Here is an 11,650-nt window from a genome sequence, read left to right as displayed (position 1 = left end):
GAGTTGTTGCCTGGTAAAGTCGATTACCCATTTTTATCGATGATATTATGCTGAGTGTAAACGAGGCGCTTGTTGCAGCTTAAAATAATTTTTTTCGTTTAAAAAAATACAGCATGAGTATCGCCAGAAGTATCATGGTAACCAGAATCATAGGGTAACCGTATTGCCAATCCAGCTCAGGCATAAATTTAAAATTCATTCCATAAACCCCTGCAATAAAACTTAACGGAATAAAAATACTGGCAAACAAGGTCAAAATTTTCATGGATTCATTCATCCGGTTATTTATAGTAGACAGGTATATATCCAGCATACTTGCCGACATTTCTCTATGCAAGTCGATCGATTCTACCAGGCGAATGCAATGATCATATAAGTCCCTGAAGTAAAGATTATATTTTTTATTGATTAGCCCCCCATCATCTGTAAGTAACAAATGGACAATATCTCTCAACGGAGGAATGATTTTTCTAAGGGTAATGGTTCTTCTTTTGATGGTGTATAACGTTTGTAACTTAATTGTTTCAGGTTTATTAATTAATTGATCTTCCAACGTTTCAAGCAGTTGGGCTGAGGTTTCAACAAAGTTGAAATAATCATCAACAATATAGTCCATGATCAGATAGGTCAAATAATCACTTCCGTATTCCCGTGTTAATGAATGCTCTCCATTGAGACGTTGATAAATAGAGGATAAATTATATTTTCCCGACTCTCTGAATGTGAGTAAGAGCTTTTGTTTGATGATTAAACAGAACTGTTCTGTATTATAGGATAAATGATTGGGAGGGGATTGTAATAATTTAAAAACAACAAAAATATAATCATCTACAATATCCAGTTTGGGTCTCTGTTTGGTATTAAGCAAATCCTCAATAACCAAGGGGTGTATGTTGTATTGTGAGCAAATTTTAGTAATTTTTTCGACGTCTGCAAGACCTGAAATATCAATCCAAATATTATGTCCAGCTTCATAAGCCTCTTTCACTTGTTGGGTATCGAAGGAATCTAATCGTTTATAATGTTTTTTGTCATAAATATGTATAGTAATTTGAGTCGGTTGCGGTGGGTGTTCACCTATATATACGGCAGTTCCCGGTAATAGTCCCGCTTTTGCTGAAGCTTTTGTTTTATGAGTATTCATGAAATTATCTCAGCCTATGTATTTTTTTATTAACTTATCATTTAGTCATCGTTTAAGTCGACAGTTGACTACTTTTGTTTATCTTGCTATGCAAAGGACTATAATGCTATATTTGCGACCTGATTAGCTTAATAAAGGGCAATTATTATTTGAAGCGTATAGGGATGTTGTTAATACTCCCAAGTAAATCGTAAAGAATTAACCCCCTATAGCCAGTATCTATCAAAAGGTAGAATGAGTTGTTATATACTATGGAAGCTCTTGTCGTATGAATCAATCGTTATCACCCCAACAGTCACCTGGGTTTTTATTCATCGCAGTGAGCATGATAACTTGTCTGATATTATTAATTAACGTTTCTTTCAAAATTATTCTACTCGGGGGACTGGTATTTGCAATAAACAGTTTGATTTGCCCCCTTATCGCAGCCTTGTTTTTATTCGCATTGAGAAATTGTACCTTCAAAGAACAACGTCATTTACTTAATATTTGTTTGATGACCTTATATATGTTTTGTATTGGGGTTTATGTGCTTGTCAATTTACCTGCTGCTGAATACATGCATGATAATCCTGCCTATCAAGTTATTTTTGAAGAAATTCCCAAGAAATTTTTTGCTACAACTATTGCTTTTGCACTCAGTTTCTATTTGCCTCATTTATTGTTTTGTACTAAAGCTGACAGGGTTTTATCAACGCCAAAGCAATGTGTATTATTAGCTTTATTGGGAGGAGTGAGTTTTTTTTGCCTGGACTTTTATCTATTATTTTCTGCTCCACATGCTCATAGTTTCAAACAAATTTTTATCGATTCATTCATGATCGCGTCTCTTTTACTCCTAATTATTGGCGTAGTTTATTTAACATTTTTATTGAACGACAAACAATATAAGGGCAAAGCATTAATTGAAGCCACAGAAGTAACGCTTTTTCCAATCTATCAATATTTGATTTGCTTCGCTGTGACCGTGATATTGGTTTGTTTGGCTTGTGAGTATCGAATCATAGCAATCAATAAAGACTTGGTTTTATCTGCCAGCTGTATTTTTTTTCCAATTACTATCATTATTAGTTCTATAGTTGGCGAATTGTGGGGTTATCAGGCCAATTTGAAATTAGCCTTGGCTCTTCTTGCAGCACAATTTATTTTTGACATTTTATTGATGGGGAGCGTTGCTTTGCCTTCTCCTCCTTTTTTTAATTTGAATCCTTTTTATCATTACATTATGCCACGCAGGTTATCTGCGGCATCGTTGTCTTTGTTTGTCACTTTTCTTGGTAATGCAATGTTGTTGCACTATTTAAAGTATTCAAAATGGAAAATTAACCGCTCCTTGCGAATATTAATCGCTAATATATCAGTCAACTCGTTATTATGTCTGGTTGATTACAGTTTGCTTTATGGCGGCATTTATCCTTATGAACAAATTATTAATTTAGCGGTGAGTGTTTGGCAATACAAACTATTGACGGCATTAATTTCTCTCCCTGTTATTTTATGGATGTGCAAGATTTTAGAAAAAAATTATTCATTAGTTGTGCAAGCAGAGAGAAATTAAATAATAGATTTAATTGTACAGATTATGAATACCTCATCGCTCATTCTCTTATGCTTTTTGCAGGAATGAGATATACACTAATAGATTAAATAAGGTGAGAGGAGCTCCTACAATTATAAATTCCAGAAATCCAAAACCTCTAATACCACGTTTTTCACTGTTTTGAATAATAATAATGTTACTTGCTGCCCCCAGGATCGAGAGATTACCGGCAATAGTACTTCCCGCAGCCAGGCTCAGCAGGTTTATACTGGAATGAGTATGACTCATCAATAAAGGCAAGTATATTGTTACTAATGGGACATTAGATATAAATTGACTCAGGATAATACTCATTATAAAAATCACTATGATGTGGCTGACATCAATATGAAAATTACTCATTCTGGTTTGGAAAAAGCCGCTATCCCATACGCTTTGCATTAAAATAAAGGTACTTGCAAAAAAAACTAAAGTTCCCCAATCCAGTTTTTTTATATAATTCCATCGATGCTTGCTAAACCAGATTGGTACAGCCGACAAGAGCGCGATGTAACTAAAATTCACTTGAAACTCTGAATAATGCAGGAAATCTGTCAATATCTTGATCATGGTTAGAACTAACATCATGATCAAACTCATTTTAACCAAAGTAAGGTTGCGACGGTCATTTATCAGTGGGAGGACTGGTTTTTTAATGGGTACTCTTAATTCATTTCTGTATAAAAAATGAATAAAAAAATAAACTATACCCAGATTTAACAAGGTAGGCATAGCCAGATATTTGAAAAATTCAAAAAATGGCGAAGCCATCTCTCCTTTAATAGCAATTAATAAATTCTGTGGATTGCCTATAGGACTCATGGTACTTCCAATGGTAATGGAAAATGCCAATGCCAACAGCAGGGGTTTAATTAAATTTTTGTGTGACTGACACAGTTGTAAAATGATAGGTGTACCTATAATGGCAATGGTGTCATTCATTAACAACGCGGAGCTTAAACCGAGAATGGAAACAATCAGCATTAACGTTTGTTTTCCATTAGTCGCATAATAAAAAATTTGATCGGTAAGAAAGGCGAGGTAGCCGCTTTCCTCTGCGGCTTGCGAAATAAAAAAAACGCCAAACAAATAAAGCATGACATCCGGTTCAATGGCAGTAAAAGCGCGTGATGGAGTTATCTGTTGACAAAGCAAAACAGCAATAGCTCCTGTTGCCATAATTGCCCAAATTGGAATGACAACCCTGACAACCTGGCGCAAAGCAATCGCAATAAGAACAATCAGAAGAATGATGACAGCGTAAGGCATTTCTGTCCTCTTTTATTTAACCTCTCTCCTTTTTTACCGGCCTTTTCCAGCCATAGATGGTTTTTTGTCGTGATTCGGTTAATGTTAACTCATCAGGTGGCACATTCCTGCGTATGGTACTCCCTGCTCCTATTGTTGCATTAGCGCCCACAGTAACTGGAGCAACTAATTGAGTATCTGACCCAATAAAAACACCATCTTCGATAATGGTCTGATGTTTATTAACCCCATCGTAATTACAAGTAATGGTTCCAGCGCCAACGTTTACATTTTTCCCTAGTAAAACATCCCCTAAATAACTGAGGTGACTGGCCTTCGTGCCTTCATCAAAAATCGCTTTTTTAGTTTCGACAAAATTGCCAATTTTACAATGGGAAGCCAATTGCGTTCCTGAGCGCAAGCGGGCAAAGGGGCCAATGTGGCAGTCATTTGCTATATGACAGCCTTCCAATACGCTATTGGCATAAATTTCACATCCATCGCCTAATGTGACATTTGTCAGACTGCAGTTTGGGCCAATTTTGCAGCCATTGCCTAAAACCACCTTACCAGTAAAAATGCAATTAATGTCGATGTAGACGTCTTTGCCGCAATATAACTCACCTCTCAAATCAAAGCGATTGGCATCAGCCAGAGTGACGCCTTTTTCCATGAGTTGATTAGCCATTCTTTGTTGCCAGATGCGCTCCAGTTGCTGTAATTGTTGGCGATTATTGATGCCCTGGATTTCAAAATTATTTTTAGCTGTTAATGACGTAATGGGCATTTTACTTTGTACAGCCAATGAGATAATTTCAGTTAAATAATATTCACCCTGTGCGTTGTCGTTGCTTAGTTGAGGCAACCATTTCTTCAGGTTACTTGCCAAAGTGCAACAAACTCCAGAATAAATTTCTTTTATATTCTTTACTTGCTCACTTGCATCCTTTTCTTCTACAATGCTATAAATTTCACCTTGGTTGTTTCTGATAATACGCCCAAGACCGCTTGGATTTTCTAGTTCTGCAACCAGGAGTGCTAAAACAGGATGATCTGGATTTTGACGTTGGCTGCATTCAATTAATGATTGAAGAGTTTCTACTTGAATCAGGGGAACATCAGCAGATAAAACCAGAACGTATGCATCGTCAGGGATATAGGGTATGGCTTGCAAAACGGCATGGCCAGTTCCTAGTTGCTCTGCCTGATGCACCCAATGAACAGGTAAGTCGGGGAGTGAATTTTTAATTTGTTCACCACCATGACCATAAATGACATGAATTGCATCGGGGCTTAGTTGCCGAGCGGTTTCCACGACGTGGGTTAGCATCGGTTTGCCGGCTAGGTGGTGAAGAACTTTGGGCGTGTCCGAATACATTCTTTTACCTTGCCCTGCAGCTAAAATAATAATTTGTAAATTCATGAGATTTGTGTTTTCCTAAGTTAAATATCATAATCGGTGCTGATTTAAACAGTCTGCCCCAATGTTATGAATGATGTAAAGAGTTATATGATAAATAAGTTGCAGTTAAAGGAGTAGAGCAATGAATATATTTCTAAAGGTTTTAAAGAAATTAATAAAGGAAAAATTGAGCGAGTTATCTGCCAATTTGAAATGGAAGTCAGAAACCCTTGGGTATAATACAAAATTATCAATCGATCAAAAGAATGTCATTGATAAACTGGAAGAAAGTATCGTTCTCTTTAAAGATACAGGCAATGACGAAGCGGATTTGCTGTCAATCAATACATTGATAGATACTGCCCGAATACAAATTCAATCCATAAGAGAATCCTATGGTGAGCCGAGAGATAAAGGAGAGTCTGTCACTTGTCTCAATAATTTGAAAAATCATTCCAACGATTTTCTTGGCAAACTAAAGAAATTTGATTTTGATCTGTTAAATAGGGCTTATACAGAAACGCCTGAAAATATTGTCTATTACCATGCTGCCATCTATCTGGGTGATGAAATTTTTAGTCCCAGAACAGGGATCGATTACGAAATCAGAACCAAAAAAGAAGGGCAATTGGCAGTAAGACTGCAAGCGTTAAGTGAGCGAATTAATCCAACCCACAATCTGGAAGAACAAAGAAAAAGAGCGTTGCAAGTATTGCAAGATCTTGCCCAAGACAATCAAAACGCTATCAAGAAAGATAAAGGTTTTTCGCTTCCTGGTTTAAGCTTTTGGGGTGTTTCAGTGGTTACGCCATCGGATTGGTTTAGTTCAGGAGAAGGACGCTTTGGAGTTGAATTTAATACGGCTGTTCGCACTATTCAAGGAATGACGGAAAGCCAATTTGAAAGACCAGTGGTAAAACAAACAACGACAAAGCAAGAAGACAGCAAACCATCCGATGTAAAAAAAACAGAGGCAACAGAAGAAGAGGATGAGGAACATTCATCCGATCAGACTCATACGATGTAAGTCACCTTCTGACAACATTGGAATGTAATAGATATGGGTTGATTTTTCAGGCTCAAATCTATGCGAGAGGTCTCCAAAAGATATTTTCTGCTGGAGCAAGGAGATCCCTCGTTCTTAAACCTGCAGTTCACCACACAAATTGGTTTCAATAAGTTTTTTGATTTCAGGGATTTCCAGATTCTTGCTTAATAAGTACAGCAATTTGCAATGAGCCGCTTCAGGTGTCATATCATGACCGCTAATCAAGCCCGCCTCTTTTAAAGTATGTCCTGTTGCGTATTGATTCATTTCCACTTTTCCCTGGTGGCATTGAGTGCAATTAATAATAATAACCCCCCTGCCACAAGCCTCCTTAAGCAAATGTAAAAATCTTGGATCATTGTTCTGCGCATTACCTGCCCCATAGGTTTCAAGGATTAAACCCCGTAAAGGTTGATTTAAAATGTATTCAAGAACGTCAGAGGCAAAACCTGGAAACAGGCGGAAATTGGCGATAAAATGAGGAGTAATAGTTTGCAGATGGAACGGTGCTTTGGGACGTGGCAATAAACGATGTTGATGTAATTCTATATTGATACCAATCGATGCCAAAGGTGGGTAGTTGGGCGAATCAAAAGCATTGAAGCGTTGGGCGCTAATCTTTTGAGTGCGGTTGCCTCGAAACAAATGTTGATTAAAATAGATGCATACCTCATGGATAGGCTGATGAGCACAAAGCCACAAGGAGGTAATGAGATTATCTGTCGCATCATTACGGATCTCGGATAAAGGAATCTGTGAACCAGTGACTATGACTGGTTTTCCCAAATACTCTAACATAAATGACAAAGCGGAAGCAGTATAAGCCATAGTATCGGTGCCATGTAAAACAACAAATCCGTCAAATTGTTCGTATTCGTGAGCAATATCTCTGGCAATCCTGTTCCATTCCGTGACGGTCATATTAGAGGAATCAAGTAGCGGCTGATATTCTTTAATAATGTAGTCAGGCATGTCTTGATGTTTTAGTGCAGGAATGCCTGCCAACGCTTTTTGAATGAATCCTGGTGAAGGCTCATAACCATGCGATGTTTTTATGCTACTGATTGTGCCACCAGTATTGATAATTAAAACTCGTTTTTTCATGCGGATTTATAATCAATGATTTGCTATTGTTTCGATAAGTATAGCGAAAACTTGGCTATACCAATAACAACTAATTTTAGGACTCACGAATAACCCCAATCTTTTCGTTAAAAAAGTTTTTAATTCGGTCATTTAGTTTATCTAAACTCCTTCATTAAAAACATTTTTTGCTTTGATTTTGGGGTTTTTCGTAAATCATCAATATGTTGCCATATTATTATGTACTCTCTAATGGTCGCGGCTCGGCTTATCACAATAAGGCCTGTAACCATTAGGAAGCGAATAATGTGTGATGTTATTAAGTACAATAAAACCATAAGTCTCGAAGGTGTTGAGAGTCATTATGATGAGCAATTTTTGTTCTATAATGAATCAGAAAATGCAATATAAAAACAAGGAATAAATTAGTCCAAATAATATTTACAGATTTAATTGTAAGCTCTTGTACTTTGTGGAAAAATCAAGTTATTAACGGTTTATTCTAAGCAGTGACATCATGGTTATCGATCGTGCCGGATATCGCTTGAATGTAGGTATTATACTCGTCAACGATTCCGATAGAGTTTTTTGGGGGAGACGAAGCGGGCATGACGCTTGGCAATTCCCGCAAGGTGGATTGGCACCAGGCGAGACGGCCATGCAAGCAATGTATCGTGAATTGCATGAAGAAGTAGGATTAGATAAAGGTGATGTTGAAATATTGGGTTCGACCAGACGTTGGCTAAAGTATCGACTTCCCAAACAATATTTGCGTCATGGCAGTGAGCCTTTGGTTATTGGCCAGAAACAAAAATGGTATTTGTTAAAGCTTGTAACAAGCGAGCAAAAAGTGAGATTGGATTTGAGTGATTCTCCCGAATTTGATAGCTGGCGGTGGGTAGACTTTCATGAGCCCGAACAACAAGTTATTTTCTTTAAGAGGCAGGTCTACATTCAAGCGTTAAAAGAATTAGAACCTTTGTTAAAAAAAGAACGCCGTACCCCTTATGGCTTAAAACGTAAAAGAGGTAATCAAAGAGCTTAGATGCTTAAAATACTTAAACGGATAGTACAAGATGTTACCGCTGCCAGTGATTTAAAAGAAGCACTTGGCATTTTGGTTCAACGTATTAACACAGCCATTAATGCGGAGGCTGTTTCCGTTTATCTTATTGATAATAAAAATGCCGAATACGTATTGATAGCCACGGAAGGTTTGAACAAGCAAGCGGAGTTTAGAGTCAGAATTGCTCTTGATTGCGGTCTTATCGGGTTGATAGGACGAAGAGAAGAACCTATCAATATAGAAAATGCCCCTTCTCATCCGGATTTTTACCATAATCCATTAATTGGCGAAGATCACCTGAACGCTTTTTTAGGCGTCCCTATTATTCAGCATAGAAAATTATATGGTGTTTTAGTTGTTCAACAGCTTGAACAACGTTATTTTGATGATGCTGAAGAATCATTTCTTATTACCTTGGCGGCTCAATTAGGCGGAATTATTGCTCATGCAGAGGCAACAGGTGAACTGGCCGAGTTAACACAACCTAAAAAGGGTATAGGAGTCGACAAGGTAGACGCGGCTTACACTGCTCTTACTGGAATAGGCAGTGTTCCTGGTATAGGAATTGGTACGGCTGTAGTTGTGTACCCACCTGCCGATATTGATGCGGTCCCTCGTAATCCAGTTGAGGAATTGGAAGATGAAATCAATGCGTTTTATGAAGCATTGGAAACGACAAGAGATGATATCAGGCGTTTAAGTAAACGCATGAAAGAAACTGTTGCTGAGGAAGAGCATGCTTTATTCGATGTGTATTTAAGAATTTTGGAGAGAGATAGCTTGGGTGCTGAAGTCGAGCATGTGATTCGTGAAGAGCAAATTAGCGCTCAAGCTGCCCTGGCTACGGTTATTAAGAAACATGTGCAGCAATTTGAAAGCATGGGTGATGATTATCTGCGTGAACGAGCCAGTGATTTCCGTGACTTGGGCAGAAGAGTTTTGGCGGAATTACAACGGACCCAAAGAGAAGAAATCGTTTATCCGAAGAGAACCATTTTAATCGGCGAAGAAATTACTGCTGCCGCTTTGGCAGAAGTTCCAGAAGGCCAATTGGCTGGTGTTGTTTCAGCTAAAGGCTCCAATAACTCCCATGTTGCTATCTTGGCAAGAGCTCTCGGTGTACCTACTGTGATGGGGTTGAGAGGATTAAAAGTAGAACTGGTATCGCGCCGGGCTTTAATTGTTGATGGCTATTATGGACATGTTTATATTTCACCTTCCAAATCACTATTAGCGGAATTTAAGCAATTAGCTCAAGAAGAACAGGAATTAAACCAAAGCCTGGTAAGCTTGCGTGATAAACCAGCTGAAACTACTGACAGCTACAGAGTGTCCTTGCAAGTCAATACCGGCTTGGCAATGGATGCTGGTTTGTCAATGAGTGTTGGCGCAGAAGGTGTTGGTTTGTATCGTTCCGAAGTGCCATTTATGAGTCGGGATCGATTCCCTTCAGAAGATGAGCAGACCATTATTTACAGACAGACTCTCAAGGCCTTTGCTCCACGTTTGGTGACTATGCGCACCCTGGATATTGGTGGCGACAAAATTTTGCCTTATTTCCCAGTTGAAGAGGAAAATCCCTATTTGGGATGGCGTGGAATAAGAATAACTCTTGATCATCCTGATGTTTTTCTGATTCAGGTCCGTGCCATGATGCGTGCCAGTGAGGAACTGGATAATTTACGTATCATGTTGCCTATGGTCACAACACTTAGCGAAGTAGAAGAAGCCGTTTATTTGATTGAGCAGGCATTTGAAGAGCTGGTGGAAGAGGGGTGCAAAATAGTAAAACCTAAAATTGGTGTGATGATTGAAGTGCCTGCTGCTGCTTATCTGGCAAGAGAAATGGCGAAACGAGTAGATTTTATTTCGGTGGGTAGTAACGATCTCACTCAATACTTATTGGCTGTGGATAGAAATAACGCCCGAGTTGCCGCGCTTTATGATCCCTTGCATCCAGCCATGTTGCGTACATTGCTAAAAATAGTGGAAGGAGGGCATGCGGCTGGCGTTGAGGTGAGTATTTGTGGTGAAATGGCTAGCGATCCTTTAGCGGTGATCTTGTTAATTGCTATGGGTTTTGACACGTTAAGCATGAATTCCGCCAGTTTACCCAGGGTGAAGTGGGTTATTCGTAATTTTGCCATTGCTAATGCCCGTAAAATTCTGGCAGAAGTTTTGGAGTTTGAACATCCTGCTGAAATACGATTTCATTTGCAAAAAGCTTTGGAAGAGGAAGGATTAGGGGGATTAATCAGAGCAGGAAAGTCATGATATCAGGCGAGTTGCTAATTAATGGAGTGATTTACATCATTATTGGCGCTTTTGCAGGAATAATGGCAGGCACTCTAGGAATTGGTGGCGGGCTTATCGTAGTACCAGGACTAGTCTATATTTTTCAACACTCGCAGGTGATTCCAGAAGATGTCCTTATGCATGTCGCTGCAGGTTGTTCGCTGGCGGTGATGATTTTTACTTCTTATGCATCCTTAAAAGCACATAATAAAATGGATGATATACTCTTACCTCTGTTTAAGAAGTTATGGCCTGGTTTGGTGCTTGGCACTATTTTAGGCTCCATAATGGCCTCTGTGATTCCAACCCATTTATTGAAAATACTATTTGGACTGTTTTTGCTTGGTGTTGCAATGAAAATGCTTCTTGATGTCCGAGTGAGTCATACTGATAAATTTCCGGGATATTGGCTCAATACTTTAGTCAGCAGTTCTATAGGTTCGATATCCGGTTTATTAGGTGTTGGGGGAGGTGTAATCATCGTTCCTTATCTGACCTATTGTGGAGTGCCAGTCAGAAAAATTGCCGCAGTATCCAATTTGGGTACTTTTGCAGTTGGCATAGTGGGTACAGTTATGTTTATGATTACTGGCACATTAGAAATGACAAAAATCTCGTATTCTACAGGCTATATTTATTGGCCAGCAGTTTTAGGAGTAGCAATTCCGAGTAGTTTGATTGCGCCATTTGGGGCGAAATTAAATTATCTTTTACCCGTAAATTATTTAAGATATGGATTTATTGTGATTTTAATTATCACTGCAATTCATATGTTTTTGTGAAAG

The 11,650-nt window shown here is 38.5% G+C and carries 9 protein-coding genes; 5 read left to right on the top strand and 4 right to left on the bottom strand.

Going from position 1 to position 11,650, the window contains the following annotated elements:
• Nucleotides 1-79 precede the first annotated feature (79 nt).
• Nucleotides 80-1,144 carry a magnesium/cobalt transporter CorA gene (gene corA / locus OQJ02_RS14370; protein ID WP_265719656.1) on the bottom strand — a complete coding sequence of 355 codons (1,065 nt, stop codon included), beginning with the start codon at nucleotides 1,142-1,144 and terminating at the stop codon, nucleotides 80-82.
• A gap of 268 nt (nucleotides 1,145-1,412) precedes the next feature.
• Here corA and OQJ02_RS14365 point away from each other — a divergent pair, with 268 nt between their 5' ends.
• Nucleotides 1,413-2,702: a VUT family protein gene (locus OQJ02_RS14365; RefSeq protein WP_265719655.1), complete on the top strand. Its 1,290-nt coding sequence runs from the start codon at nucleotides 1,413-1,415 to the stop codon at nucleotides 2,700-2,702.
• A 48-nt stretch (nucleotides 2,703-2,750) separates the two neighbouring features.
• Here OQJ02_RS14365 and OQJ02_RS14360 read toward each other — a convergent pair whose 3' ends face one another.
• Together OQJ02_RS14360 and glmU are read right to left on the bottom strand one after the other, a co-directional pair.
• Nucleotides 2,751-3,992 (bottom strand): anion transporter, encoded by a 1,242-nt coding sequence (locus OQJ02_RS14360; RefSeq protein ID WP_265719654.1) that lies wholly within the window; start codon nucleotides 3,990-3,992, stop codon nucleotides 2,751-2,753.
• A 16-nt stretch (nucleotides 3,993-4,008) separates the two neighbouring features.
• Nucleotides 4,009-5,394, bottom strand: a complete 1,386-nt coding sequence (glmU, locus tag OQJ02_RS14355; RefSeq protein ID WP_265719653.1) for a bifunctional UDP-N-acetylglucosamine diphosphorylase/glucosamine-1-phosphate N-acetyltransferase GlmU — start codon at nucleotides 5,392-5,394, stop codon at nucleotides 4,009-4,011.
• A gap of 121 nt (nucleotides 5,395-5,515) precedes the next feature.
• Here glmU and OQJ02_RS14350 point away from each other — a divergent pair, with 121 nt between their 5' ends.
• Nucleotides 5,516-6,400: a lpg2874 family Dot/Icm T4SS effector gene (locus tag OQJ02_RS14350; protein ID WP_265719652.1), complete on the top strand. Its 885-nt coding sequence runs from the start codon at nucleotides 5,516-5,518 to the stop codon at nucleotides 6,398-6,400.
• A 114-nt stretch (nucleotides 6,401-6,514) separates the two neighbouring features.
• Here OQJ02_RS14350 and ansA read toward each other — a convergent pair whose 3' ends face one another.
• Nucleotides 6,515-7,525 (bottom strand): asparaginase, encoded by a 1,011-nt coding sequence (gene ansA, locus OQJ02_RS14345; protein WP_265719651.1) that lies wholly within the window; start codon nucleotides 7,523-7,525, stop codon nucleotides 6,515-6,517.
• Nucleotides 7,526-8,021: 496 nt separating this feature from the next.
• Here ansA and OQJ02_RS14340 point away from each other — a divergent pair, with 496 nt between their 5' ends.
• The 3 genes from OQJ02_RS14340 to OQJ02_RS14330 are packed head-to-tail and all read left to right on the top strand — an operon-like array spanning nucleotide 8,022 to nucleotide 11,647.
• Nucleotides 8,022-8,549 (top strand): RNA pyrophosphohydrolase, encoded by a 528-nt coding sequence (locus OQJ02_RS14340; RefSeq protein ID WP_010948558.1) that lies wholly within the window; start codon nucleotides 8,022-8,024, stop codon nucleotides 8,547-8,549.
• Nucleotides 8,550-10,844 carry a phosphoenolpyruvate--protein phosphotransferase gene (ptsP, locus tag OQJ02_RS14335; RefSeq protein WP_265719650.1) on the top strand — a complete coding sequence of 765 codons (2,295 nt, stop codon included), beginning with the start codon at nucleotides 8,550-8,552 and terminating at the stop codon, nucleotides 10,842-10,844.
• The gene (locus OQJ02_RS14330; RefSeq protein WP_265719649.1) at nucleotides 10,841-11,647 is read left to right on the top strand and encodes a sulfite exporter TauE/SafE family protein; all 807 of its coding nucleotides are present in this window, start codon (nucleotides 10,841-10,843) and stop codon (nucleotides 11,645-11,647) included. The genes ptsP and OQJ02_RS14330 overlap by 4 nt, the downstream gene beginning before the upstream one ends.
• Nucleotides 11,648-11,650 lie beyond the last annotated feature (3 nt).

This window comes from Legionella sp. PATHC032, assembly GCF_026191185.1.
Taxonomy (GTDB): Bacteria; Pseudomonadota; Gammaproteobacteria; order Legionellales; family Legionellaceae; genus Legionella.
This window is presented reverse-complemented; position numbering and strand designations above follow the sequence as displayed.